The following is a 22,861-nucleotide window of genomic DNA, read 5'->3' as shown; positions in this document are numbered from 1 at the left end:
TGACCGAGGCCCGGGGAAGACCGGGGGCGAAGGGCTGACCCGGCTCGGTACCGCCGGGTAGGGTGCGGATCCATGGGTGGCGAGAGCACGACGCGTACGGCCCCGCACAGCGGCGGCGGCACCAGCAGTGGCCCGGTGGGCAGCCGGACCGGACAGCGACTGTCCGGCCTGGCCGTCGCACTGGGCCTCGTGTTGTTCCTCGGCGGATTCGGCTGGGCAGCCCTGGCCTACCGGCCGTACACCGTGCCCACCAGCTCCATGAGCCCGACGATCGCCGCCGGCGACCGGGTGCTGGCCGAGCGGGTCGACGGCGGCGAGGTGCGGCGCGGAGACGTGGTCGTCTTCACCGACAAGACCTGGGTCAGCAACGCGCCCGTGGTCAAGAGGGTGGTCGCCGTCGGCGGCGACACGGTCTCCTGCTGCACGGACGGCAAACTGACCGTCAACGGTAAGCAGATCGACGAACCGTATCTGCCCCCGGGCAGCCTGGCCGAGAACAAGAACATCCCGACCGTGAAGGTCCCCGACGGCAGGCTGTTCCTGCTCGGCGACGAGCGGGAGGGCTCCCTGGACTCCACCGCCCACCTCACCGACGCCGCCCAGGGCACGGTCGCGCGCAGTGCCGTCAAGGCCCGCGTGGACGCCGTCGTCTGGCCCATGAACGGCATGCTGAAGCGGCCCACGGGCTTCGAGGCACTCGGCGCCCTCTCCGAGCCCGGCCCGCTGGGCACGATCGGCTGGCTGATCGTCGCCGGGGCGGTGCTGGTCCTCGGCGGCGGGGCCTACGGCCCGATCGCCAAGCGGACCGCGGGGGGCCGTGACCGCGCCCGGCCGGAGCCTGCCGGTGTCCGCTGACCCGGCCGGCGAACCGGCGGCCACGGACGTCGGCTCCTTCGGGGGCGGGCTGCGCAAGGTCGCCCGGGTCGTCCTCCTCGACCCGCAGGACCGCATCCTGCTGCTGCACGGCCACGAGCCGGACGATCCCGCCGACGACTGGTGGTTCACGCCCGGCGGCGGTGTGGAGGGCGACGAGACCCGTGAAGAGGCCGCTCTGCGAGAACTCGTCGAGGAGACCGGCATCACCGAGGTCGAGCTGGGCCCGGTGCTGTGGCGGCGGGTGTGCTCGTTCCCCTTCGCGGGCCGGCGCTGGGACCAGGACGAGTGGTACTACCTGGCCCGCACGACCGAGACGGTGATCCGGGCGACGGCCCTGACCGAGCTGGAGCGGCGCAGCGTCGCCGGATCGCGTTGGTGGACGTGTCGGGAACTGACCCGGGCACATGAGACGGTGTATCCGACCAGACTCGCCGAGCTGCTGCGCACGCTGCTCGACGACGGTCTCCCGGCCGGGCCCGTAACCCTTGACACGGAAATCGTCTAGGGGCACGCGGGACTGGCGCACAATGGGGAGATCGCACGGCTGAAGGGGAACATGCCATGAGCGCCGAGGACCTCGAGAAGTACGAGACCGAGATGGAGCTGAAGCTCTACCGGGAGTACCGCGATGTCGTCGGTCTGTTCAAATACGTGATCGAGACCGAGCGGCGTTTCTACCTCACCAACGACTACGAGATGCAGGTGCACTCGGTCCAGGGTGAGGTGTTCTTCGAGGTGTCGATGGCCGACGCCTGGGTGTGGGACATGTACCGGCCGGCCCGGTTCGTGAAGCAGGTGCGAGTGCTCACGTTCAAGGACGTGAACATCGAGGAGCTGAACAAGAGCGATCTGGAGCTCCCGGGCAGCTGAGTCCTGCGAGGCGCCTTCCAGCCCTCCTCGTTCGCCACCCGTGTGGGTGACGGAGTTTTCCACAGCCGTCGGGTTGTCCACCAAGATCCTTTTCGTGGCGGCGGATGCCTGAGCGTGGGTGCCGGAGGTGGTGCCCACATGAGCACGAACACGGATCTGGCCCGAGGAGCACTCGGCAGGTACGGCGAGGACCTCGCCGCGCGGCGGCTCGCCGAGGCCGGCATGACGGTCCTGGAGCGCAACTGGCGCTGCGGCAGGACCGGCGAGATCGACATCGTCGCCCGGGACGGCGACGTTCTGGTCGTCTGCGAGGTGAAGACCCGCAGGGGCGGCCGGTTCCAGCACCCGATGGCCGCGGTGACGCCCGAGAAGGCCGAGCGGCTGCGCGTCCTCGCCGCGCGATGGATCCAGGCGCACGGGGGAGCCCCGCCGGGCGGAGTCCGCATCGACCTCGTCGGCGTGGTCCTGCCCGGCCGCGGAGCGCCCGTCCTCGAGCACGCGCGGGGGGTGGCCTGAGATGGGGTTCGCGCGTACGTGCTCGGTGGCACTGGTCGGCGTCGAGGGAGTCGTCGTCGAGGTCCAGGCCGACCTGGAACCCGGGGTGGCTGCGTTCACCCTGGTGGGGCTGCCGGACAAGAGCCTGAGCGAGAGCCGGGACCGGGTCCGGGCGGCGGTGGTGAACTCCGGCGCCGAGTGGCCGCAGAAGAAGCTCACGGTGGGCCTCAGCCCGGCCTCCGTGCCCAAAGGAGGGTCGGGCTTCGACCTCGCCGTCGCCTGCGCTGTGCTCGGCGCGGCCGAGCGGATCGACCCGAGGGTGCTCGCCGACATCGTGATGATCGGGGAGCTGGGTCTGGACGGGCGGGTGCGCCCGGTCCGGGGCATCCTTCCCGCGGTGCTGGCCGCGGCCGACGCCGGGTACGAACAGGTGGTCGTGCCCGAGTGCGCCGCCGCCGAGGCGTCGCTGGTGCCGGGCGTCTCCGTGCTCGGCGTGCGCAGTCTGCGCCAGCTGATCGCCGTCCTCGCGGACGAGCCGGTGCCCGAGGAGGAGCCCGACGAGACGGGCCGCCCGGATCCTCTCCTCGCCGGTCTGCGGATGCCCGGCGCCGGCGCGGTCACCGGCATGCACGGCATGGGCGCCGCCCAGCAGGACCAGGGGCACGACCTCGCGGACGTGGTCGGACAGCGCTCCGCGCGCACCGCCGTGGAGGTGGCCGCGGCGGGCGGACACCATCTCCACCTGGAAGGGCCGCCGGGAGCGGGCAAGACCATGCTCGCGGAGCGCCTGCCGGCGGTGCTGCCCCGGTTGAGCAGGCAGGAGTCGCTGGAGGTCACGGCGGTGCACTCGGTGGCCGGCCTGCTGCCGCCGGGCAAGCCCCTCATCGACGTGCCCCCGTACTGCGCGCCGCACCACTCGGCCACGATGCAGTCGCTGGTCGGCGGCGGCCCCGGGGTCGCCCGCCCCGGCGCGGTGTCGCTGGCCCACCGCGGGGTGCTCTTCCTCGACGAGACCCCGGAATTCGGCAGCCACGCCCTCGACGCCCTGCGGCAGCCGCTGGAGGCGGGCCATGTGGTGATCGCGCGCAGCGCGGGCGTGGTGCGGTTCCCGGCGCGGTTCCTGATGGTCCTCGCGGCCAACCCGTGTCCCTGTGGCCGCTTCTCGCAGCGTGACTCCCTGTGCGAGTGCTCGCCCTCCGCGATCCGCCGCTATCAGGGACGGCTGTCCGGCCCGTTGCTCGACCGGGTCGACCTGCGCGTCGAGGTCGAACCGGTCAGCCGGGCCGAGCTCGCCCACCGCGGTCCCGGCGGCGAGTCCACCCGGACCGTCGCCGACCGGGTCCGGGCCGCCCGCGACCGAGCCACGGCCCGGCTGGCGGGCACTCCGTGGCGCACCAACAGCGAAGTGCCGGGCCGTGAACTGCGCAACCGCTGGCACGCCGCGACCGGGGCCATGGACGAGGCGGAGCGCAGCCTGGAGCGCGGGGTGCTGACCGCGCGGGGGCTCGACCGTGTGCTGCGCGTCGCCTGGACCGTCGCCGACCTCGTCGGTCACGACCGGCCGGACGCGATGGACGTGGCCCTGGCCCTGCAGTTGCGCACGGGGGTTCCCCGGGGAGTCCCGATGGCCCTCGGGGCGCTGACGTGAACGCCGCCGCCCCCGCCGACGACCGGCTCGCCCGGATCTTCCTCGGACGGGTCGTCGAGCCCGGGGACGAGGTGAGCGGCCGGTGGGTGCGGGAACGGGGCGTGCCGGAGGTGGTACGCCGGTTGTGCGGCGACGGGGAGCCCCTGCCCGGGGTGACCGCGCGACGGTGGGCCGGGCTGCGGGCACGGGCCGGACAGGCCGACCCGGAGCAGGATCTCGCCGTCGCGCGGGAAGCCGGGGTCCGTTACGTCTGCCCCGGCGACGCCGAGTGGCCGGGCACGCTGGACGAGCTCGGGGACGCCCGACCGCTGGGGCTGTGGGTGCGAGGACGGCCCAGCCTGCGCATGTGGGCGCTGCGGTCGGTCGCCGTGGTCGGCGCCCGCGCGTGCACCCAGTACGGCGCCCACATGGCGGCCACCCTGGCCTGCGGCCTCGCCGAACGAGGATGGGTGGTCGTGTCCGGCGGGGCCTACGGAGTCGACGGCGCCGCCCACCGGGGCGCCCTCGGCGCGGGCGGCGCCACCGTCGCCGTCCTCGCCTGCGGGGTCGACCGGCCCTATCCGAGCGGCCACACGGAGTTGATCGGCCGGATCGCGGAGCAGGGTCTGGTGGTGGGGGAGTTGCCGCCCGGCGACCATCCCACGCCGAGCAGGTTCATCCAGCGCAACCGGGTGATCGCCGCGCTCACCCGGGGCACCGTCGTCGTCGAGGCCGCCTATCGCAGCGGCTCGCTGGTCACCGCGAGGGCGGCGCAGCGGCTGGGCCGGCACACCATGGGCGTCCCGGGCCCGGCCACCAGCGGACTGTCCGCAGGGGTGCACGAACTGCTGCGGGGAGAGGCGGTGCTGGTCACCGACGCCGCGGAGGTCGTCGAACTGGTCGGGGACATGGGGGAGCTGGCCCCGGACCGGCGCGGCCCGGCGCTGCCGCGCGATCTGCTGGAGCCGGGCGCCCGGCGGGTCCTGGCCGCCCTCCCCGCCAGGCGGCCCGCCGCGCCGAAGGAGATCGCCCGGGAGGCCGGCACCACACCGGACGACGCGATCGCCCGGCTGTACGAACTCAGAGCGCTCGGCTACGTCGAACGACACGGCGACGGCTGGAAGTTGACACGCCAGGCGATGGTCTCCGTTCGAGGGGGTGGGCCCCGATGCTGACTCTCGGGGTTCGGCCGTCCGGGGGAACGCCGAAAGCCTTGGGAATTCCGGCAGTTGACCCGCTCGGCCGTCACACGCAGCGACCGCCGTGACCCTGGAGTGCGGTCAGCGGAACGTATCTGCGTACCGGTCCGGGCTCGCTCTTCGCTCACCGCGACACCCCAGTCACGCTACGCTCACGTGGATTCCGGCACAGACCGGATTACTGCACCACGCGGTATCGACATCACGCACTTCACGGCAGAACGGCACAAGGCGACGAATGCCCCAGCACACCTCCGGGTCCGACCGGGCGGCGATCCCCCCAGCCGCCCGTGACGGTGGCAGCGTGCGGCCGCCCGCTCCCTCGACGCTCGACGAGCTGTGGCGGTCGTACAAGGCGACAGGGGACGAGCGGCTGCGCGAACAGCTGATCCTGCACTACTCACCGCTGGTGAAGTACGTGGCGGGGCGGGTGAGCGTCGGTCTGCCGCCCAACGTGGAGCAGGCCGACTTCGTCTCCTCCGGGGTCTTCGGGCTGATCGACGCGATCGAGAAGTTCGACGTCGACCGGGAGATCAAGTTCGAGACCTACGCGATCACCCGGATCCGGGGCGCGATGATCGACGAGCTCCGGGCGCTGGACTGGATCCCGAGGTCGGTGCGGCAGAAGGCGCGCAACGTGGAGCGGGCCTACGCGACGCTGGAGGCGCGGCTGCGGCGGACGCCCACGGAGTGCGAGGTGGCCGCCGAGCTGGGCATCGCCGTCGAGGAACTGCACGCCGTGTTCAGCCAGTTGTCGCTGGCCAACGTGGTGGCCCTGGAGGAACTGCTGCACGTCGGGGGGGAGGACGGCGACGGCCTCAGCTTCATGGACACGCTGGAGGACACCGCCGCCGACAACCCGGTGGAAGTGGTCGAGGACCGGGAGCTGCGGCGGTTTCTGGCCCGGGCGATCAACACGCTGCCCGACCGGGAGAAGACGGTCGTCACGCTCTACTACTACGAAGGCCTGACGCTCGCGGAGATCGGGAACGTGCTGGGCGTGACCGAGAGCAGGGTCAGTCAGATCCACACCAAGTCCGTGCTCCAGTTGCGCGCGAAACTGGCGAGCTTCGGCCGCTGACACGGAGGGGCGACACGAACGCGGTCGGCGTCCCTCCCCACGGGGGCGGTGCGTCCGTAAAGTGGTCGGCGTGCCAAGGATTCGAGCGGCCTCCGTGGCCGAGCACCGGTCGATGCAGCGTGCCGCCCTCCTGGACGCGGCCCGCACCCTGTTGTCCGAGGGCGGGACGGAAGCGCTGACCTTCCCGGCCCTCGCCGAGCGGACGGGCCTCGCGCGTTCGTCCGTGTACGAGTACTTCCGGTCGCGGGCCGCCGTGGTCGAGGAGCTGTGCGAGGTCGACTTCCCCGTGTGGGCGGCCGAGGTCGAGGCGTCGATGGCCGCGGCCGACGGGGCGGATGCCAAGGTCGAGGCGTATGTGCGGCGGCAGCTCGCGCTGGTCGGGGACCGGCGGCACCGGGCCGTCGTGGCGATCTCGGCGAGCGAGCTGGACGCGGGCGCCCGGGAGAAGATCCGGGCGGCGCACGGTGCTCTCGTGGCGATGATCGGCGAGGCGCTGGCCGACCTCGGGCACACGGAGCCCCGGCTGGCGGCCATGCTCCTGCAGGGCGTCGTCGACGCGGCCGTGCGGCGCATCGAACTCGGGGCCGCCGAGGATCCCGCGGCGATCACGGACGCGGCGGTGGCGATGGCGCTGCGCGGGGTCCGCGGCTGAGGAGCCGACGGTCGGGATCACGGCTGGGGTGCTGCTCCGGGAGCCGGGGTGCGGTGTGCGGGGCAGGGCGGGAGCCCGTGGCCGAGAAGTCGATGTGCCGTTGCCGGCCGGACCCCACGGCCGGACCCCACGGCCGGACCCCACGGCCGGACCCCACCGCCGGCCGCCGCCGGCCGGCTGGTGTGCCGGGACAGGACAGGGGTCTGCGACCGGGGGCTGCTGTCCCGGGACGCGGCACCGGTCCGGGTCGAGGGTCGATGTGCTGGATCTGGGCACGGTTACCCGACCGGGGGCTGCTGTGCCGGATCCGGGCACGGTTATCCGGTCGAGGGCTGACGGTGCTTGATCTGGGCACGGTTATCCGGTCGAGGGCTGACGGTGCTTGATCTGGGCACGGTCACCCGACCGGGGGCTGACGGTGCTTGATCTGGGCACGGTCACCCGACCGGGGGCTGCTGTGCTTGATCTGGGCATGGTTGCCCGGTCGGGGGTCGATGTGCCGGGTCACGGCAGGGGGATTCCGAGGACCGGCAGGAGCCGGGCCGGGAGCCTTCGCATCAGCCATGGTGGCAGCAGTGACAGCGGGTCCAGATAGGTCTCGCCTCTCAGCAGCCCCCAGTGCACGCAGCCGCCGGGGCAGTGCGAGCCCGCCGGCTCGACCGCGCCGACGACCTGGCCCGCGACCACCCGGTCGCCCTGGCGCACCGACGCCCGTACCGGCTCGTACGTCGTCCGCAGGGGCGGCTCGCCCGTCGCCGCGAGTTCCACCGCGACGACGCCTCTGCCCGCCACCCGTCCAGCGAAGGACACCCGCCCGGCGGCCACCGCCCGCACCGGCACGCCCGGCGCCGCCGCCAGGTCGACCCCGCGGTGGCCGCGCGCGTACGGCGTCGTCGGCGGTTCCCAGCCGCGGATCACCGGCGGGCGCGAGCCCACCGGCCAGACTCGGGCCACCGCCGGGACTGGCGGGTCGGGCGGGTCAGCCAGGTCGGGCGGGACGGGCGGGACGGGCGGGACGGGCGGGGAGGACGACGCGGGTGGGGCGGGAGGGGGCGCCGCGTCCCGCGGCGGGGGCAGGGTGGCGGCCCGTCCCGCGGACGCCAGCATCATGATCGTCAGCAGCGGCGCCAGGCCGCCGAGAAGTCGCTTCGCGTGCATGCGAGAACCGTTGTGCATCCCGTCCGTCACCGGCCCGGGCCTGTGGACCGCCCGGCGGTTGTGGACAGCGGCGTCACCCGGTGCCCCGCCGGTCCCGTACACTCCTTATGGCGATCCGGGTCACCGGGTCGACTTCGCACGCCCCGGTAACGGGGACCGGCCCCGGTCGGTCCTCCGGTACTCGCGCCCCTCGGTCCTCAGCGGCTCGGCGCATCGCGGGGCGTCAGGCGCGGGAGCCGTCCGGCACCCGCGGCACAACCGAGAAAAACAAGGAGAACGGCCATGGCCGTCGTCACGATGCGGGAGCTGCTGGAAAGCGGCGTCCACTTCGGTCACCAGACCCGTCGCTGGAACCCGAAGATGAAGCGCTTCATCTTCACCGAGCGCAACGGCATCTACATCATCGACCTGCTCCAGTCGCTGTCGTACATCGACCGCGCCTACGAGTTCGTCAAGGAGACCGTCGCCCACGGCGGCACGGTCATGTTCGTCGGCACGAAGAAGCAGGCGCAGGAGGCCATCGCCGAGCAGGCCACCCGCGTCGGCATGCCCTACGTCAACCAGCGCTGGCTGGGCGGCATGCTCACCAACTTCTCGACCGTCTACAAGCGCCTTCAGCGCCTCAAGGAGCTCGAGCTCATCGACTTCGAGGACGTCGCCGCCTCGGGTCTGACGAAGAAGGAGCTCCTGGTCCTCTCGCGTGAGAAGGCCAAGCTCGAGAAGACCCTCGGTGGTATCCGCGAGATGTCCAAGGTGCCCAGCGCCGTCTGGATCGTGGACACCAAGAAGGAGCACATCGCGGTCGGCGAGGCCCGGAAGCTCAACATCCCGGTCGTCGCCATCCTCGACACCAACTGCGACCCCGACGAGGTCGACTACAAGATCCCGGGCAACGACGACGCGATCCGCTCCGTCACCCTGCTCACCCGCGTGATCGCCGACGCCGTCGCCGAGGGCCTCATCTCCCGTTCCCGCGTCGCCACCGGCGACAAGGGCGAGAAGGCCGCGGGCGAGCCGCTGGCCGAGTGGGAGCGCGACCTGCTCGAGGGCGACAAGAAGGCCGACGCCGAGAACGCGGACGCCGCCGAGAAGCCCGCCGAGGCCGCTGCCGAGGCCGCCGCCGAGGCTCCCGCCGCTGAGGCGCCGGCCGCCGAGGCCGAGGCCCCTGCCGCCGAGGCCGCTCCGGCCGCCGAGGGCGAGCAGGCCTGACGCAGGCCGTGAGCCGTGCGGTCGCCGTCGTGTCCGCACGGCCCCGGGGAGGAAGTGACGGCGGGGGCGCCGAGTGCGCCGCCCGCCGTTCACCCACAGCCCCCAGATCTTCGTAGATCTTCGAGACTTCGAACTCCGAGAGAGATTCACAGATCATGGCGAACTACACCGCCGCTGACGTCAAGAAGCTCCGTGAGCTCACCGGCGCCGGCATGATGGACTGCAAGAAGGCGCTGGACGAGGCCGAGGGCCAGGTCGACAAGGCCGTCGAGGCGCTCCGCATCAAGGGCCAGAAGGGCGTCGCCAAGCGCGAGGGCCGCTCCGCCGAGAACGGCGCCGTGGTCTCGATCATCGCCGACGACAACTCCTCCGGCGTCCTCGTCGAGCTGAAGTGCGAGACGGACTTCGTCGCCAAGGGTGACAAGTTCCAGGCCGTCGCCACCGCGATCGCCGAGCACGTCGCCAAGACCTCCCCGGCCGACATCCAGGCGCTGCTCGCGTCCGAGATCGAAGCCGGCAAGACCGTCCAGGCGTTCGTGGACGAGGCCAACGCCAACCTCGGCGAGAAGATCGTGCTGGACCGCTTCGCGCAGTTCACCGACGGCTACGTCACCGCCTACATGCACCGCACGATGCCCGACCTGCCCCCGCAGATCGGTGTCCTCGTCGAGCTGGACAAGCCGAATGCGGAGATCGCCAAGGGCGTCGCCCAGCACATCGCCGCCTTCGCGCCGAAGTACCTCTCCAAGGAGGACGTGCCGGCCGAGGTCGTCGAGTCCGAGCGCCGCGTCGCCGAGGAGACCACCCGCGCCGAGGGCAAGCCCGAGGCCGCCCTGCCGAAGATCGTCGAGGGACGCCTCAACGGCTTCTTCAAGGACGCCACGCTGCTCGGTCAGCCGTACGCGCTCGACAACAAGAAGTCCGTCCAGAAGGTCCTGGACGAGGCCGGTGTCACCCTGAAGCGCTTCACGCGCATCAAGGTCGGCATCTGAGTCCGTACCGCGATCGACGCGTCGGCCCGATAGGGTCGGGTGCAGTCGTCCGGTACGCCGTCACGCGCACGTGTGACGGACGACAGCAGATCTGACAAGGAGGCCATTGCCGCGCATGGGTTGCCCACCACACCCCACCGGCAATGGCCTTCTTCGTATGTGCACCACGCGAAAGAGGCGGGATCTCCCATGACCACCAAGGCCCAGAAGAGCGAAGACGGCAAACTGCACGGCCGGTTTCTGCTGAAGCTGTCCGGTGAGGCATTCTCCGGCGGCGGAGGCCTGGGCGTGGACCCCGACGTGGTGCACAAGATCGCCCGGGAGATCGCGGCGGTCGTCCGTGACGGCGCGGAGATCGCGGTCGTCATCGGCGGCGGCAACTTCTTCCGCGGCGCCGAGCTCCAGGTACGCGGCATGGACCGGGCCCGCTCGGACTACATGGGCATGCTCGGCACCGTCATGAACTGCCTCGCCCTCCAGGACTTCCTGGAGAAGGAGGGCATCGACAGCCGCGTGCAGACCGCCATCACCATGGGCCAGGTCGCCGAGCCGTACATCCCGCTGCGGGCCGTGCGGCACCTGGAGAAGGGCCGCGTGGTGATCTTCGGCGCGGGAATGGGCATGCCCTACTTCTCGACCGACACCACCGCCGCCCAGCGGGCCCTGGAGATCGACGCCGAGGCGCTGCTCATGGGCAAGAACGGCGTGGACGGCGTCTACGACTCCGACCCGAAGACCAACCCGTCCGCCGTCAAGTTCGACGCCCTCGGCTACGGCGAGGTCATCACCCGCGATCTGAAGGTCGCCGACATGACCGCGATCACGCTGTGCCGCGACAACAAGCTGCCGATCCTCGTCTTCGAGCTTCTCGCCGAGGGCAATATCGCCCGCGCCGTCAAGGGTGAGAAGATCGGCACGCTCGTGGGTGAGCAGGGCAGCCGGTCCTGACCGGCGCCCTCCCGGTTTTCCACGACAACGTTCGACCGGGGGACGGACCCTGGTCGGAGGATGGACAATGTCCTGCCGGTCGGTGACCGTGCAGGAAGAAGACGCGACGCAGCCGGCCGCCGCCTCGCAAGGATCCGCAGCCGGGCCTACTCAAGACACGCAGGAGCAAGTGGTGATCGAAGAGACCCTCCTCGAGGCCGAGGAGAAGATGGAGAAGGCCGTCGTGGTCGCCAAGGAGGACTTCGCCGCGATCCGCACCGGCCGTGCGCACCCGGCGATGTTCAACAAGATCGTTGCCGACTACTACGGCGCGCCGACGCCGATCAACCAGCTGGCTTCGTTCTCCGTGCCGGAGCCGCGCATGGCGGTCGTGACCCCGTTCGACAAGACCGCGCTGCGCAACATCGAGCAGGCGATCCGCGACTCCGATCTGGGCGTCAACCCGAGCAACGACGGCAACATCATCCGCGTGGTGTTCCCCGAGCTGACCGAGGAGCGCCGCCGCGACTACATCAAGGTCGCCAAGGGCAAGGGCGAGGACGCCAAGGTGTCCATCCGCGCGGTCCGCCGCAAGGCCAAGGACGCGATCGACAAGCTGATCAAGGACGGCGAGGTCGGCGAGGACGAGGGCCGCCGCGCCGAGAAGGAACTCGACGACACCACCGCGAAGTACGTCGCCCAGGTGGACGAGCTCCTGAAGCACAAGGAAGCGGAGCTGCTCGAGGTCTGATGAACGACTCTTCCTGGGGCTCACCGCCACACGCCGGGTCGCGGGCCGGGTACTGGGGGCCCGTCGACCAGGGGCCTGTCCAGAGGGCCGCCCCGGCGGGTCCCGCGTACGATGCGCCTGAGGCGCAGCAGACTCGCCCCATGCCCATCGTCCCCGACGTACCCGCGCACGGCGGAAACCAGGATGACGACCGGGGGGCCGCTCGGCTGGGCGGCCCTTTGTTCCACGACGAGAACTACGGCAACGCGCCCTACGGCGGCGAGCCCCACGGCCTCGCCGTCCACGGCGACGACACCCCGACGGCACGGCCCCCTGCGGCGGCGCCGCAGAATCCGGAGCCCATGCCCGACGCCCCTCACCCGGTGCCCGCGCCGCAGAAGAAGAGCGCGGGCCGAGACCTGGGCGCGGCCATAGGCGTCGGGGTCGGGCTCGGCGCGGTCATCGTCGCGTCGCTGTTCGTCGTCAAGGCCGTGTTCGTCGGCGTGGTCGCGGTCGCCGTCGTCGTCGGCCTGTGGGAGCTGACCAGCAGGCTGCAGGAGCGCAAGGGCATCAGGGCGCCGCTCGTGCCGCTCGCGGTCGGCGGGGCCGCGATGGTGGTCGCCGGATACGTCCGGGGGACCGAGGGCGCCTGGGTCGCCATGGCCCTCACCGCGCTCGCGGTGCTGGTCTGGCGGATGACGGAACCGCCCGAGGGCTACCTCAAGGACGTCACCGCCGGCGTCTTCGCTGCCTTCTACGTTCCGTTCCTGGCCACGTTCGTCGCCCTGATGCTCACCGCCGACGACGGGGCGTTCCGGGTCATGACCTTCCTGGTCCTGACGGTCGTCAGCGACACCGGCGCGTACGCCGTGGGCTGGCGTTTCGGCAAGAACAAGCTCGCCCCGCGCATCAGCCCGGGCAAGACCCGCGAGGGTCTGCTCGGCGCCGTCGCGTTCGCGATGGTCGCCGGTGCGCTGTGCATGCAGTTCCTCATCGATGACGGCAGCTGGTGGCAGGGGCTGGTGCTCGGGTTCGCCGTCGCGGCCAGCGCCACGCTCGGCGACCTCGGCGAGTCCATGATCAAGCGGGACCTGGGCATCAAGGACATGGGCACGCTGCTCCCGGGGCACGGCGGCATCATGGACCGGCTGGACTCCCTGCTGCCGACGGCTCCCGTCGTCTGGATGCTGTTCGTGCTGTTCGTGGGCTCGGGCTGATCAGCGCGCACGCCGGCTCCCGCGGGCCCTCGTCCTGATCGTCCGGGACGGGGGCCCGCTGCCGTGGTCGAGAGGCCGGGCCGGTGGGACGATTCTCGTGAAGGCCCGCACAGGGGGGATCGTCCTGAAAGGGGGCGGACCGTATGTCCGGCTTCCATGAATCGATCGACGTCGACGCCACTCCCGATGACGTATGGGCCTATGTCATCGACCCTTCCCACCTGCCCGAATGGCAGGCGAGCGCGGTCTCGGCGGAGGCTGTCGACCCCGGGCCGCCCGATGTCGGCTCCCGGGTGCGGGTCACGCGGCACGTCGGCAGCCGGGAAATGCCGATGACCATGGAGTACACCGAGTACGACCCGCCGCACGCCTGGTCGCTGCAGGGCATCGACGGCCCGGTGCGCGGCCGCTTCCACGGCGAGATCCTGCCGATCGACGAGGGCCGCCGGTCCCGTGTGATCATGGATCTCGACTTCGAGGGCAAGGGGATGGGCAGGATCCTCGTGCCCCTGGTCGTCCGCCGCCAGGCCCGCAAGGAGTTCCCGGTGAACGAGCGGCTGCTGAAGAGCCACCTGGAGCACGGTCCGGCGTAGGCGGGCTTCGCCTCGTTCGCGTCCCGGCCCCGCGGACCGCACCACTCGCCCACGGTCGCCGTGCGGCCGGCACGGCCGACGACGCGGCGGGGTGCAAGGCGGCAAGAAAGTCGAAAAGGCGGTCGAATTCGGCAAATACCTCCCCGCTCCACGCTCTTGCTGGTTCTGGGCGACGTCGCGAAGTTAACGCCTTCCTCGACGGGATCGGATCGGAGGCGGAGCCGGGAGTATTCGGCCTCGGATTTCCTGCCGGTGTGCACGCGGAATCGAGGATCTCTCGCCGTCGGCGGGCCGCCCGATGGACGCCCGGTGTGACCCGATGAGCACCCTTCCCCCGGACGTCCCCCCTGGACGTCTCCTCGGGACGTCGTTCCCTGTGCCTGAAGTGGTGTACCCGGCGCGGCAGTTGAAGCTGACGGGTGGTGCGAGCCGTGCGATGTCGCTCTGATCCCGACTCGGGGCGACCGTGGGGATATATGGTGCGCAAAAGCGCTTGGCCATGGTGAATGCGGTGTGAGAGCGTACGTGCGGACCCCGGGTCCTGCGCAATGCGTCGGATATCGGTGCTTGCGCCCGTTCGCTCTTTGTCTCCTCCAGATCGGAAATGACTGCCGAGATGAAAGCCATATCCCTGCGCCGCTGTTCCGCTGTCGCCGCCGCCACGGCATGTCTGGTCATCGGAACCGCGACTTCCGCCAGCGCCGGAACCAATTCGCCTGTGTCGGACGCGAGCAACGGCGACGGCTACGCGTACTTCGTGGCTGACGGCGACAAATTCCTCATCCATGACAACCAGTGCGACAACGGGACCGTCTGGGCGCAGCTGACCTGGTACAAGTCCGGCCAGGGATGGCACTTCAGGACGATCCACAACACGTCCGGATGCAACACCACGGACGAGCGGCACCCGTGGAACATCCCCGAGGGCGCGGACGTCTGGGTGAGGGCCTGCGGCAGCATGTCCGACGGCTACTCCAACACCGGCGACGGCGTGCTCAGCGCCGGTCACGACTGCGACTTCACCCAGGGCGGCCAGCACGGCGTCGCCTGAGCCGTCGGCACGCCGTCCCCCGCGCGCGGCACCGCGTCCGGGGGACGGCCTGCCCGCCGGCCTCAGGGCCCGGGCCACGGGAATCGATCTGCGACACTGGTACAGCCATGCCTAAGCCCGGAGAACTGATCACCCCCGGGCATGAAGAAGCCCCCTACCAGCGGTTTTATCGCCAGTAGGGGGCCGTCTTGTGCCCAGTGGGCCGTCGGTGGGCCGTCAGGGCTCCTGGGCCGTGCCGAAGACGTCGTCCAGGGCCCGGCGAGCCCGCTCGCGGCTGCTCGGCATCAGGTGCGCGTACACCCGCAGCGTCATTGCCGGATCGGCATGGCCGAGGTACTCGCTCACGGCCTTGATGCTCTCGCCCGCGTCCAGGAGGACCGAGGCGTAGAAGTGGCGAAGGGCATGCATCCCGTGCTGCCGGGCGGAGGCGTACGGCTTCCCGGCTTCCGGCGTCGGGATGAGGCCGGCCGCAGCGAGGGCGCGCTTCCACTCGTAGAAGTTGAAGTTGCTTCGCCAGACGATGCCGCCGACCGTGTTCGTGAAGATCAGACGCCGCTCGGTGAGCGGGCCGTCCGGCCGGCCCCACGGCAGCTTGATGCCCACGGGCGGGTGATTCTTCATGTGCTGCCGTAGGGCGGAGGCCACCGAGGTCGGCAGCGGTACGTCCCGCTCCTTGTTGCCCTTGGGCGGAGCGAACACTGCGACGCCCCGGATCAGCTTGACCTGAGTGGTGACCCGCAGCGTGTCGCCGTCGAGGTGCACGGCGTCCTCCGACAGACCGATGATCTCGCCCTGACGGAGACCGCAGCCGCTGCCCACGGAGACCATGGCCTGGTACCGCTCGGGCAGAGCGTCGCGGACCGCGTGCACTTGGGACGGGAGCCAAGGCACGACCCGGGCGGCTGAGACGGCCGGCGGGCGGACGGATGCGGCCGAGCACGGATTCCGGGCGAGGTGGCCGTCATCCACGGCGGCCGACAGCACCGCGCGGACGTTGGCGTATATGTTGCGGGCGTAGCTGCCGCCTATCGCCGGGTCGTTCTCCAGGTCGCGCACGAACTCGCGGATGTGGACCGGCCGGAAGGACCCGAGCGGGCGCGCCCCCACGCGAGGGAAGGCGTGCAGCCGAAGCCGGGTCTCCACCCCGATGCGCGTGTTCAGGTCGGTCGTCTGGCCCGTGATCCAGCGCTCCGCGTACTGCTGGAAGGTCATGCGGGCGGCCTTGGGGTCGACGTACTGACCACGAGACATGTCGGCCGCCGTCTCGGCCAGCCACTCTTCAGCCTTGCGCTTCTGGCGGTCGGGGAAGGACCGGCTTTTCTCGGTGCCGTCGGGACCGACGTATCGGGCCCGGTAGCGCAGGCCGCCGCCGTAGCGGTCGGTCTTCACCTTCACCGGCTTGCCGTCCGGACCCGTCTCTGTCTTGTACCAGCGATCCTGCACGTGACCGGGCATCAGGCGGCCACCTCCGTCAGACCGTCGACCCACTCGCGAAGCCGGACGGGGTCGTAGCGAAGGTGCCGGCCGACGCGGAAGGCCGGAGGACCTGAGCGCTTCCGCCGCCACTGGTACAGCGTCTCTACCGGAACGCCGAGCAGCTCGGCGACGTCGGCCGGGGTCAGGTAGCGGTCGGGAAGCGTATGGACGGTCACGCGGCGGCTCCTTCCATGGCGAGCTGGTCGCGTAGTGCTTCGCGGGCGGTTTCGCGGTTGGCCTGGAGGCCGCGGGCGATGGTGGCGGCGAGGGCTGATTCCCCGGGGGTGTGGCCATGTCCGGCGTACTGCCAGTCGGCCAGGACGAGGACTGTGTCCGGCTCGACGTCCTCGAGGCCGAGGGCGGCGTGTTCCTGTGCGGCGCGGTAGTCGGCGCGGGCCTGGCGGAGTTCGCCGAGAGTGGTCGAGTAGCGGCGGGACTTGGAGGAGAAGTGCCCCCGGAAGCCGAGCATGTGAGCCCAGGCCCAGAGGCGGCGGTCGGGGTAGAGCGGGTCGAGTTCCTTGCACGCGGTGATGAGGCGGCGGGCGTGGTCGGGGACCTGGTGACGGTCGAGTTCGGCGAGTTCGCCGATGCGGCGGTCGAGGGTGCCGGTGTTCTCGGCCGCCTTGGTGGCGTACTTGGCGACGTAGGAGGCAACGGCCTGTTCGGTGATGTCGGAGCCGTCTCCGAAGGCCTTGATGGGGCGGACGTCGAGCTGGGTGCCCCAGCCGAAGGTCCGGGCGGGCTCGTCCCCGGCCGCGGGCACCGAGACGGACGTGTAGGAGTGGACGGCGGCGGCCTGGATGGCGTCAGCGAGGAGTCCGACGGTGGCCCAGGCCGGGGGCGTGGTGTCCGGTCCGTCGGGGCCGTCGATCCGGATGACGGCGTGGAAGTGCAGGGCCCCGCGCTTCTGGAACTCGGCGACCTTGCCGTAGGAGACCCGGGCGGCTTCCTTCAGCTCCCGTTGGGAGAGGCCGGCGCGGGCGGCGATCTCGCGACGGAGCCGGTTGGTGAAGCGCTGCCACAGCTGTCCGGCGTGGTTGTTGAACAGGACGGCGCCCGCGTAGTCGTAGGTGGCCGGGGCGAGGGCGGTGCCGAGTGCGGGGTCATCGGCTGGGTGGACGGTGCCGCAGCGGCAGACGCCGTGATCGGGGCGGTTGTGGACGCGGCCGAAGGACGGGGCCGTGAGGGTGGCGAAGACCCGGGGGTGATCGCGGACCGTGGCAGGGACGTCTCGACGATCGTCCCCGGCGAGGCCTGCGCGGATCAGGTGGTAGGTGTCGCCCGCGTACGTCCAGGCGCAGGAGGGGCAGCGGGAGGCGCGGCGGTTGCCGCAGGCGAGACGCAGGCGTCCGCCTGGTTCATTCTCGGTGGAGTAGTGGTGCAGGGTCTCGCCGGTGGTCTTGTCTTTGGTGAGGGTCCAGCCGGTGAGGTGGATGGGGTCGGAGCAGCCGCCGGTGCGGCGGATCTGGTCTTCCCAGCGGTCGTAGTCGGACGCCGAAGCCACCCTCAGCAGGTCGCCGAGGGTGGTCGGGTCGAGCAGGGTGTCAGGCACGGGCGCCCTCGCGGTTGCGGCGGGTGCGGGCGGTGCCGGTGCCCTGGCAGGCCGGGCAGTGCGCGGTGATGGTGCGGAGGTGGCCACGGTGGTCGCGGCCGCCGAGAGTGATAGCGGCGGCGAAGCCGTCGCAGGCCGGGCAGATCCTCGGCGGGCGGGGAGCCTGGTGGGCCATGATGGTGGTTCCTTTCGATTGCGGTTGGAAGGAACGGCCCCGGGTGGCGGCGTGCTTGGCGGCTTGTGCGCCACCCGGTGGCCTCTCAGCGAGTGGTGCGGGAGCCCCGACGGCCACGGCCCTTGGCGGCGTACATGGCCGCGTCGGCGGCGGCGAGCGCATCGGGCAGGACGGGCATCGGCAGCTCGGAGATGCGGCAGGCCCCGACCGAGGCGGCCAGCGGCAGCGACATCCCGTCGTAGTGCAGCGGCCGGTGGAGTGCGGCGGTGAGCGCGTCGAGGTCGGCGGCGGCCAGGTCCCGGACGACGGCGACGAATTCGTCTCCGCCCAGGCGGCCGGCGGTGCCGCTGCGTCCGCACCAGGTGCGCAGCCGGTCGGCGGTGGCGATGAGGGCGGCGTCCCCGGCGGCGTGGCCGTGGGTGTCGTTGAGGGTCTTGAAGTGGTCGAGGTCGACCAGGAGGACGGCGGCGTTCGAGTGCCGGCGGATGAGGTGGTCGGCGCGGTCGGTCCATCCGGCGCGGGTGTGCAGGCCGGTGAGCGGGTCGCGGCGGGCGCAGGCGAGGCGGCGGGCGAGGATGCCGCCGTGCACGGCCCAGCCGAGTAACGGCAGGATGCTCGCGGTGGTGTGCGGGTCCATGGCGTTCTCCTTGGCGATGCGGTTGGCGTACCGGAACGCGGTCCCAGAGGCGGCGGCGTGCTTGGCGGCTTGTGCGTCGCCCCGGGGACCTTTCAGCGGTGGTGCTGGGAGGAGACGAGTGAGCGGATGACCAGGGCGCAGACGGCGACCGAGGCGGCGGTGACAGCGACCGCCAGGAGCATCGAGACGAGGACCGTGCCGACGACCAGGACGACGGCGGTGCCGCCGCCGACGAGGGCGAGCACGGAGCCCGGGGTGAGCTGCACGGTGGGTCGCGAGGACGCCGGGGCCTGAGCGGCCGGGGCCGGGGCGGGCGTGACGGGGACGTGCTGGATGACGGCGGTCGGCTCGACGACGGCGGGCCGGGAGACGAGCCCGGTCGGGGTGGGCATGGTGGGGATCTTCGGGCGGAGCATGGCGGGTCTCCCTACTTGGTGATGGCGGTGTCGATGACGGGGGCGAGGAGGCTGTCGGCGATGAGGTAGCCGCCGAGGAGCAGCACCAGGACCAGCCAGAGCGGCGGGCGGAAGAGCTTGCAGCCGAGGTAGCCGACGACGGCGAGGGTGAACCAGAGCGGGACCTGCATGGCGGTGTCTCCTAGCGGACGCGGCAGCGGTGGGTGCGGGCGGCGAGTTGGGCGGCGGTGCCGCTGGAGTAGTCGGCGGACCAGCCGCAGCGGTCGGCGGTGCAGACGGCGGCATGCTTGGTCTGGCCGTTGCGGTCGCGGTGGGTGCCGATCTGCACGGGGCCGATCCGCATGACGGAGTGGAAGTTGTCGCGAGCGGGCATGACGGTGGTTCTCCCTTCGAGGTCAGGCGAGCTGGGCGGCGATGGCATCGGCGAGGTGGGGCGGGACGCCGAGGCGGGCGCGCAGGGTGTCGGTGTCGATCGGGCCGCCGGTCCGGTCGCGGTATTCGGCGGCGACCTTGCGGGCGTGGTCGACGAGAACGGCGGGAACCGCGGGCGTCGAGTCGGCGGGCGGAAGGGCCGGGGGCTCTTCCACCGGGGTGGGCGAGGGCTCCGGTTCGAGCACAGGCGCGAATTCGGGGAGCGGCTCAGGGGCGGGGACGGTGTCGGGTTCCGGGGCCGGTGCGGGTGCCGGCGGGGTGGGTGTGTGGTGGTCGGCGGAGTGGGCGAGGAGGGTGCCGCCGAGGAAGGCGAGGGCGGGCCATCCGGCGATGCCGAGGCGGAGCAGGGCGGGCGGGTCGGCCAGGTCGAGGAATCCGGCGGTGGCGATGTTCGCGCCGAGGGAGGCGAATAGGGCGATGAGGAACCAGCACCAGGCCAGCCGGGACGGGCCCTCGGAGCGCAGTCGTCGCCAGGCGGCGACCAGGAGCAGGTCCACGCTGATCGGGTAGGCCCACGCCTTCCAGCCGTCCTGCCCGGCAGCGGCGGCCAGGTCGTGCAGGTGGGCGAAGGACAGCGCTCCGGCGATGACAGCCTGGACCAGGACGGCGTCCACGCGCAGACCGTGGCGGGCGGCCATCAGGACCCCTCACCGGGCATGGCGGGCGGCTCGGGGAGCGAGGCGGCCAGGGCGGGGCTGACGGCGTCGACGAAGTCGAGGTCCGCGCCGGTGGTGTCGGCGTAGAGGGCGAGCTGGCCGAGGAGCAGGACGGTACGGGCGAAGTCCTCGCAGTCGGGGCACATGACGGGGGTTCTCCCTTCATCAGGCATGGCAGGGGTAGGGACCGGGCGCGAAGGCGGTCGCGCCGACCGTGGAGCGTGGAGCTCAGGCCGTAACGGGCGCGGCCTCGGCCAGCTGCTCGACCGCCGGGGCGGTGCCGGTCAGCTCGGGCCGGAAGGGAGCGAGTTCGGGCAGGTCCGGGGTCCGGTCGGCATGCCGGTTGCAGATGTTCACGGCCTGGCGCAGGGAGGTGTGCGGGGCGCGGATGCGGTGCCAGCCTCCGGTGGAGTCCCCGGCGATGGCGACGCCGCGCAGTTCGGCGGGGATCTGGATGGCGGCCAGCACGGCGTCCGGGGAGATGTCGCCGAAGGCCATCTTCGCGGAGGTTTCGTCGTTGACGCGGTGGGCGGTGCGGCCGGTGAGCTGGGCGCGGAGCATGGTGATGCCGTCGCCGAGTTCGGAGCCGAAGCGCTGGCCGCAGATCTCGAGGTAGATGCCGGCCGCGCGGCCGAGCTGGGCGAGGCGGACCAGGGCCTTGATGATCCGGTCGCGGCGTGGGTCGCTCTTCTTCGTGGCCAGCGCGAGTTCGGCGACCTCGTCGACCAGGACCACGACCGGCACGGGCCGCAGGTGTTCGGGCAGGTCCCAGATGTCGGCGGCTATCTCCGCGTCTGCGATGGCGGAGGTGATGCGCTGTTCGGCGCGGATGACCTGGTAGACGCCCTCCATCCGGGACACGAGCGCGTCCAGCAGCTCGGCGGCGGTGTCGGGGTTGTCGGCGAGGGCGGAGAAGCGGCGGGCGAGGGGGAACAGCTCGACGCCCTGCTTGCAGTCGATGCCGACCAGGGCGACGTCCATCGGCGCGAGCCCAGCGACCAGGTTGCGCTGATAGACCGACTTCCCCGACTCCGTCGCACCGAGGGTGAGGGCGTGCGGGACGGCCCGGTAGTCGCGGTAGTGGACGGACCCGTCCTCGCGCAGGGCGACCGGGACGAGCATCGGGCGGGTATCGACCGCAGCGGGCATCTGCACCCGCTTGAGGACGTCATAGCCGGTCATCCGCACTTCCACGACCCCGGAGCGCACCTCACGCGAGGTGACCCCGTACATCGAGAACGAGTGCCGGAGCCGGTCCGAGGAGGCGGCGACGTCGAAGGCATCCTGTCCGGGCCGAAGACCCAGCCGCAGCACCAGGCCGGTCCGGGTCGGGCGGACACGCAGGATGCGCGGCGGGCGGGACTGCGGGACGTCCCGGCCTGCGACCCGGGCCAGGGCCAGCCGCCAGCGCGAGGGCGGGACCGTCAGCCCGCAGGCGTCCATGACGGAGGCGTAGCGGACCAGGACCCGCAGCGTGGCGAGGGTGACGCCGAAGGTCATCCAGTACCAGGCGGGACGCCGCCACCGCAGGAGACCCGCAGGGGCGACGACCAGCACCAGAGCGACCGTTAAGGCGGTCATGATCAGGCCGCCTTGGACTGCGCGGCAGCGGCGACCAGAGAGGTCACGGCGACCGCACGGAAGGCGATCCCGTGCCGCTTCTGACCGTTGAAGTCGTTCTCCCACGGCCGGGCGACCAGGCCCGTGAGCGCGACCGGCGTGCCCATGGCCAGCTCACCGGAGATACCCGGCTCCGGGACCGCGATGGAAAGGATCTCCACCTCATCGTTCGCCGCGAACATCACGTCCACGGTCATCATCTTCGCGCCGGTCTCCACGTCGATGGCGATCTCACCGGTGCGGCGGTCCTTGACCTTGGGCTGCGGGGTCTTGGCGACCATCACGGTCGCGGCGGAGGTGTCCACGGGGATCTGACGCATCGTCTTGTCTCCTGTTGTAGCGGGCTGTTGACCGACTCCCGTCGGTGAGATCAGGAGACCGCGAGAGGGGGTGGACACATCACGGTCCGTCTGGACGTTTAGGGACGTCTGAGTTATCGTCAAAACGTCCCTGAAGCGTCCGAGGAAGGGTAAGCCATGGCGAACGAGCGTCTGCGCGCGGCGATTTCGGCGAAGGGCGAGACCATCCAGTCCGTGGCTCAGCACGTCGGGGTCGACCCCAAGAGCGTGGAGCGCTGGATCACGACCGATCGCACTCCGCACCGGGGGCACCGCTGGAAGGCCGCGAGCTACCTCGGCGTCGACGAGGTCTATCTCTGGCCTGCCGTCGAGAAGCAGGCCGAGACGGCGAGCACGTCCGAGCTGATCACTTACTACCCGCACCGGGGCGCGGTGCCGGCCGCGCTGTGGTCATCGCTCATCGAGAAGGCGGCGGACCAGGTCGACATCCTCGTGTACGCGGGGCTGTTCCTCTTCGACAACCACCCCGACCTGCCGTACGAGCTGGCCGAGAAAGCCAAGGCCGGGGCCCAGGTGCGCGTCCTTCTCGGCGACCCGGAGTCGGAGATGGTCCGGCAGCGCGGCGAAGAGGAAGGCATAGGAGACGACCTGGCCGCACGCGCCCGGATCACGCGGCGCTACCTCGAACCGGCGATGAAGACACCCGGCGTCGAGATCCGGCTGCACGACACGATCCTCTACAACTCGATCTACCGCTTCGACGACGACGTGTTGGTGAACCCGCACGTGCTCGGAGCTCCCGCCGGGCAGAACCCGGTACTGCACTTCCGCTACATCCCGGGCGCCCGCACCTTCCGGCACTACATGCGGAGCTTCGACTACACGTGGGAGCGAGGGCGGCCCGCGTAGTCCAACTGCGGT

Annotated in this window: 29 protein-coding genes; 16 read left to right on the top strand and 13 right to left on the bottom strand. The window is 71.4% G+C overall.

Annotated features, from left to right (window positions below):
* Positions 1–72: 72 nt before the first annotated feature.
* The 8 genes from lepB to IE239_RS22445 all read left to right on the top strand — a co-directional run bounded on the left by lepB (position 73) and on the right by IE239_RS22445 (position 6,800).
* The gene (gene lepB, locus IE239_RS22480) at positions 73–855 is read left to right on the top strand and encodes a signal peptidase I (RefSeq protein ID WP_190151170.1); all 783 of its coding nucleotides are present in this window, start codon (positions 73–75) and stop codon (positions 853–855) included.
* The gene (locus IE239_RS22475) at positions 845–1,381 is read left to right on the top strand and encodes an NUDIX hydrolase (protein ID WP_190151169.1); all 537 of its coding nucleotides are present in this window, start codon (positions 845–847) and stop codon (positions 1,379–1,381) included. Before lepB ends, IE239_RS22475 begins: the two co-directional genes overlap by 11 nt.
* A 56-nt stretch (positions 1,382–1,437) precedes the next feature.
* Positions 1,438–1,746, top strand: a complete 309-nt coding sequence (locus tag IE239_RS22470; protein ID WP_005311352.1) for a DUF2469 domain-containing protein — start codon at positions 1,438–1,440, stop codon at positions 1,744–1,746.
* Between the two features lie 138 nt (positions 1,747–1,884).
* Positions 1,885–2,262 (top strand): YraN family protein, encoded by a 378-nt coding sequence (locus tag IE239_RS22465; RefSeq protein WP_190151168.1) that lies wholly within the window; start codon positions 1,885–1,887, stop codon positions 2,260–2,262.
* Between the two features lies 1 nt (position 2,263).
* Positions 2,264–3,889 carry a YifB family Mg chelatase-like AAA ATPase gene (locus IE239_RS22460; RefSeq protein ID WP_190151167.1) on the top strand — a complete coding sequence of 542 codons (1,626 nt, stop codon included), beginning with the start codon at positions 2,264–2,266 and terminating at the stop codon, positions 3,887–3,889.
* A complete protein-coding gene (gene dprA / locus IE239_RS22455) occupies positions 3,886–5,043 on the top strand; it encodes a DNA-processing protein DprA (protein WP_190151166.1) in 1,158 nt (385 codons plus the stop codon). Before IE239_RS22460 ends, dprA begins: the two co-directional genes overlap by 4 nt.
* A 262-nt stretch (positions 5,044–5,305) precedes the next feature.
* Positions 5,306–6,148 (top strand): RNA polymerase sigma factor WhiG, encoded by an 843-nt coding sequence (whiG, locus tag IE239_RS22450; protein ID WP_190151165.1) that lies wholly within the window; start codon positions 5,306–5,308, stop codon positions 6,146–6,148.
* 94 nt (positions 6,149–6,242) lie between these two features.
* Entirely contained in the window at positions 6,243–6,800 is a 558-nt protein-coding gene (locus IE239_RS22445) for a TetR/AcrR family transcriptional regulator (protein WP_190151254.1), read from the top strand.
* 504 nt (positions 6,801–7,304) lie between these two features.
* On the opposite strand, the gene IE239_RS22440 is transcribed toward IE239_RS22445, so the two are convergent.
* The gene (locus tag IE239_RS22440) at positions 7,305–7,958 is read right to left on the bottom strand and encodes a M23 family metallopeptidase (RefSeq protein ID WP_229878250.1); all 654 of its coding nucleotides are present in this window, start codon (positions 7,956–7,958) and stop codon (positions 7,305–7,307) included.
* A 282-nt stretch (positions 7,959–8,240) separates the two neighbouring features.
* Between IE239_RS22440 and rpsB the strand changes: the two genes are divergently transcribed.
* From rpsB to IE239_RS22405, 7 genes are all read left to right on the top strand, one after another.
* Positions 8,241–9,167: a 30S ribosomal protein S2 gene (gene rpsB, locus IE239_RS22435; RefSeq protein WP_190151164.1), complete on the top strand. Its 927-nt coding sequence runs from the start codon at positions 8,241–8,243 to the stop codon at positions 9,165–9,167.
* A 155-nt stretch (positions 9,168–9,322) separates the two neighbouring features.
* Complete coding sequence (gene tsf / locus IE239_RS22430) at positions 9,323–10,159, top strand: translation elongation factor Ts (protein ID WP_190151163.1); 837 nt, start codon at positions 9,323–9,325, stop codon at positions 10,157–10,159.
* A 189-nt stretch (positions 10,160–10,348) separates the two neighbouring features.
* Positions 10,349–11,107, top strand: coding sequence for a UMP kinase (gene pyrH, locus IE239_RS22425; RefSeq protein ID WP_190151162.1), 759 nt, complete (start codon positions 10,349–10,351; stop codon positions 11,105–11,107).
* A 172-nt stretch (positions 11,108–11,279) separates the two neighbouring features.
* On the top strand, positions 11,280–11,837 hold the full coding sequence (gene frr, locus IE239_RS22420) for a ribosome recycling factor (protein WP_020128692.1): 558 nt from the start codon (positions 11,280–11,282) through the stop codon (positions 11,835–11,837).
* Positions 11,837–13,033, top strand: a complete 1,197-nt coding sequence (locus IE239_RS22415) for a phosphatidate cytidylyltransferase (protein ID WP_190151161.1) — start codon at positions 11,837–11,839, stop codon at positions 13,031–13,033. The genes frr and IE239_RS22415 overlap by 1 nt, the downstream gene beginning before the upstream one ends.
* A gap of 143 nt (positions 13,034–13,176) precedes the next feature.
* Positions 13,177–13,626, top strand: coding sequence for an SRPBCC family protein (locus IE239_RS22410; RefSeq protein WP_190151160.1), 450 nt, complete (start codon positions 13,177–13,179; stop codon positions 13,624–13,626).
* A 718-nt stretch (positions 13,627–14,344) separates the two neighbouring features.
* Positions 14,345–14,677 carry a hypothetical protein gene (locus tag IE239_RS22405; protein WP_190151159.1) on the top strand — a complete coding sequence of 111 codons (333 nt, stop codon included), beginning with the start codon at positions 14,345–14,347 and terminating at the stop codon, positions 14,675–14,677.
* Positions 14,678–14,893: 216 nt separating this feature from the next.
* On the opposite strand, the gene IE239_RS22400 is transcribed toward IE239_RS22405, so the two are convergent.
* The 12 genes from IE239_RS22400 to IE239_RS22345 form a co-directional block, all read right to left on the bottom strand.
* Positions 14,894–16,132, bottom strand: a complete 1,239-nt coding sequence (locus IE239_RS22400; RefSeq protein WP_190151158.1) for a tyrosine-type recombinase/integrase — start codon at positions 16,130–16,132, stop codon at positions 14,894–14,896.
* The gene (locus IE239_RS22395; RefSeq protein ID WP_190151157.1) at positions 16,132–16,329 is read right to left on the bottom strand and encodes a helix-turn-helix domain-containing protein; all 198 of its coding nucleotides are present in this window, start codon (positions 16,327–16,329) and stop codon (positions 16,132–16,134) included. Before IE239_RS22395 ends, IE239_RS22400 begins: the two co-directional genes overlap by 1 nt.
* Positions 16,326–17,705: a replication initiator protein RepSA gene (repSA, locus tag IE239_RS22390; protein WP_190151156.1), complete on the bottom strand. Its 1,380-nt coding sequence runs from the start codon at positions 17,703–17,705 to the stop codon at positions 16,326–16,328. The genes IE239_RS22395 and repSA overlap by 4 nt, the downstream gene beginning before the upstream one ends.
* Positions 17,698–17,880 carry a hypothetical protein gene (locus tag IE239_RS22385; protein WP_190151155.1) on the bottom strand — a complete coding sequence of 61 codons (183 nt, stop codon included), beginning with the start codon at positions 17,878–17,880 and terminating at the stop codon, positions 17,698–17,700. Before IE239_RS22385 ends, repSA begins: the two co-directional genes overlap by 8 nt.
* Positions 17,881–17,965: 85 nt before the next feature.
* Positions 17,966–18,517, bottom strand: a complete 552-nt coding sequence (locus IE239_RS22380; protein ID WP_190151154.1) for a GGDEF domain-containing protein — start codon at positions 18,515–18,517, stop codon at positions 17,966–17,968.
* 92 nt (positions 18,518–18,609) lie between these two features.
* Positions 18,610–18,933: a SpdD-like protein gene (locus tag IE239_RS22375; protein WP_190151153.1), complete on the bottom strand. Its 324-nt coding sequence runs from the start codon at positions 18,931–18,933 to the stop codon at positions 18,610–18,612.
* 11 nt (positions 18,934–18,944) lie between these two features.
* On the bottom strand, positions 18,945–19,103 hold the full coding sequence (locus IE239_RS22370) for a hypothetical protein (RefSeq protein WP_190151152.1): 159 nt from the start codon (positions 19,101–19,103) through the stop codon (positions 18,945–18,947).
* A gap of 11 nt (positions 19,104–19,114) precedes the next feature.
* The gene (locus tag IE239_RS22365) at positions 19,115–19,306 is read right to left on the bottom strand and encodes a mobile element transfer protein (RefSeq protein WP_190151151.1); all 192 of its coding nucleotides are present in this window, start codon (positions 19,304–19,306) and stop codon (positions 19,115–19,117) included.
* A 22-nt stretch (positions 19,307–19,328) separates the two neighbouring features.
* Entirely contained in the window at positions 19,329–20,003 is a 675-nt protein-coding gene (locus IE239_RS22360; protein WP_190151150.1) for a DUF2637 domain-containing protein, read from the bottom strand.
* Positions 20,003–20,167: a hypothetical protein gene (locus IE239_RS22355; protein ID WP_190151149.1), complete on the bottom strand. Its 165-nt coding sequence runs from the start codon at positions 20,165–20,167 to the stop codon at positions 20,003–20,005. The genes IE239_RS22360 and IE239_RS22355 overlap by 1 nt, the downstream gene beginning before the upstream one ends.
* A gap of 82 nt (positions 20,168–20,249) precedes the next feature.
* Positions 20,250–21,602, bottom strand: coding sequence for an FtsK/SpoIIIE domain-containing protein (locus IE239_RS22350; RefSeq protein WP_190151148.1), 1,353 nt, complete (start codon positions 21,600–21,602; stop codon positions 20,250–20,252).
* Positions 21,603–21,604: 2 nt separating this feature from the next.
* Complete coding sequence (locus IE239_RS22345) at positions 21,605–21,961, bottom strand: SCO3933 family regulatory protein (RefSeq protein ID WP_190151147.1); 357 nt, start codon at positions 21,959–21,961, stop codon at positions 21,605–21,607.
* Positions 21,962–22,117: 156 nt separating this feature from the next.
* Between IE239_RS22345 and IE239_RS22340 the strand changes: the two genes are divergently transcribed.
* Positions 22,118–22,849 carry a helix-turn-helix domain-containing protein gene (locus IE239_RS22340; protein ID WP_190151146.1) on the top strand — a complete coding sequence of 244 codons (732 nt, stop codon included), beginning with the start codon at positions 22,118–22,120 and terminating at the stop codon, positions 22,847–22,849.
* Positions 22,850–22,861 lie beyond the last annotated feature (12 nt).

Origin of the sequence: Streptomyces humidus (genome assembly GCF_014649655.1) — a bacterium.
Taxonomy (GTDB): domain Bacteria; phylum Actinomycetota; class Actinomycetes; order Streptomycetales; family Streptomycetaceae; genus Streptomyces; species Streptomyces humidus.
Note: the sequence above shows the minus strand (reverse complement) of the source record. Positions and strands in the feature narration are given on the sequence as shown.

Bases quoted from the DNA above. Each gene is read 5' to 3' on its own strand.
- lepB (WP_190151170.1), top strand. From the start codon at position 73: ATGGGTGGCGAGAGCACGACGCGTACGGCCCCGCACAGCGGCGGCGGC.
- IE239_RS22470 (WP_005311352.1), top strand. From the start codon at position 1,438: ATGAGCGCCGAGGACCTCGAGAAGTACGAGACCGAGATGGAGCTGAAG.
- IE239_RS22465 (WP_190151168.1), top strand. From the start codon at position 1,885: ATGAGCACGAACACGGATCTGGCCCGAGGAGCACTCGGCAGGTACGGC.
- IE239_RS22460 (WP_190151167.1), top strand. From the start codon at position 2,264: ATGGGGTTCGCGCGTACGTGCTCGGTGGCACTGGTCGGCGTCGAGGGA.
- whiG (WP_190151165.1), top strand. From the start codon at position 5,306: ATGCCCCAGCACACCTCCGGGTCCGACCGGGCGGCGATCCCCCCAGCC.
- IE239_RS22440 (WP_229878250.1), bottom strand. From the start codon at position 7,958: ATGCACGCGAAGCGACTTCTCGGCGGCCTGGCGCCGCTGCTGACGATC.
- rpsB (WP_190151164.1), top strand. From the start codon at position 8,241: ATGGCCGTCGTCACGATGCGGGAGCTGCTGGAAAGCGGCGTCCACTTC.
- tsf (WP_190151163.1), top strand. From the start codon at position 9,323: ATGGCGAACTACACCGCCGCTGACGTCAAGAAGCTCCGTGAGCTCACC.
- pyrH (WP_190151162.1), top strand. From the start codon at position 10,349: ATGACCACCAAGGCCCAGAAGAGCGAAGACGGCAAACTGCACGGCCGG.
- IE239_RS22415 (WP_190151161.1), top strand. From the start codon at position 11,837: ATGAACGACTCTTCCTGGGGCTCACCGCCACACGCCGGGTCGCGGGCC.
- IE239_RS22410 (WP_190151160.1), top strand. From the start codon at position 13,177: ATGTCCGGCTTCCATGAATCGATCGACGTCGACGCCACTCCCGATGAC.
- IE239_RS22400 (WP_190151158.1), bottom strand. From the start codon at position 16,132: ATGCCCGGTCACGTGCAGGATCGCTGGTACAAGACAGAGACGGGTCCG.
- IE239_RS22385 (WP_190151155.1), bottom strand. From the start codon at position 17,880: ATGGCCCACCAGGCTCCCCGCCCGCCGAGGATCTGCCCGGCCTGCGAC.
- IE239_RS22380 (WP_190151154.1), bottom strand. From the start codon at position 18,517: ATGGACCCGCACACCACCGCGAGCATCCTGCCGTTACTCGGCTGGGCC.
- IE239_RS22375 (WP_190151153.1), bottom strand. From the start codon at position 18,933: ATGCTCCGCCCGAAGATCCCCACCATGCCCACCCCGACCGGGCTCGTC.
- IE239_RS22370 (WP_190151152.1), bottom strand. From the start codon at position 19,103: ATGCAGGTCCCGCTCTGGTTCACCCTCGCCGTCGTCGGCTACCTCGGC.
- IE239_RS22365 (WP_190151151.1), bottom strand. From the start codon at position 19,306: ATGCCCGCTCGCGACAACTTCCACTCCGTCATGCGGATCGGCCCCGTG.
- IE239_RS22360 (WP_190151150.1), bottom strand. From the start codon at position 20,003: ATGGCCGCCCGCCACGGTCTGCGCGTGGACGCCGTCCTGGTCCAGGCT.
- IE239_RS22355 (WP_190151149.1), bottom strand. From the start codon at position 20,167: ATGTGCCCCGACTGCGAGGACTTCGCCCGTACCGTCCTGCTCCTCGGC.
- IE239_RS22350 (WP_190151148.1), bottom strand. From the start codon at position 21,602: ATGACCGCCTTAACGGTCGCTCTGGTGCTGGTCGTCGCCCCTGCGGGT.
- IE239_RS22345 (WP_190151147.1), bottom strand. From the start codon at position 21,961: ATGCGTCAGATCCCCGTGGACACCTCCGCCGCGACCGTGATGGTCGCC.
- IE239_RS22340 (WP_190151146.1), top strand. From the start codon at position 22,118: ATGGCGAACGAGCGTCTGCGCGCGGCGATTTCGGCGAAGGGCGAGACC.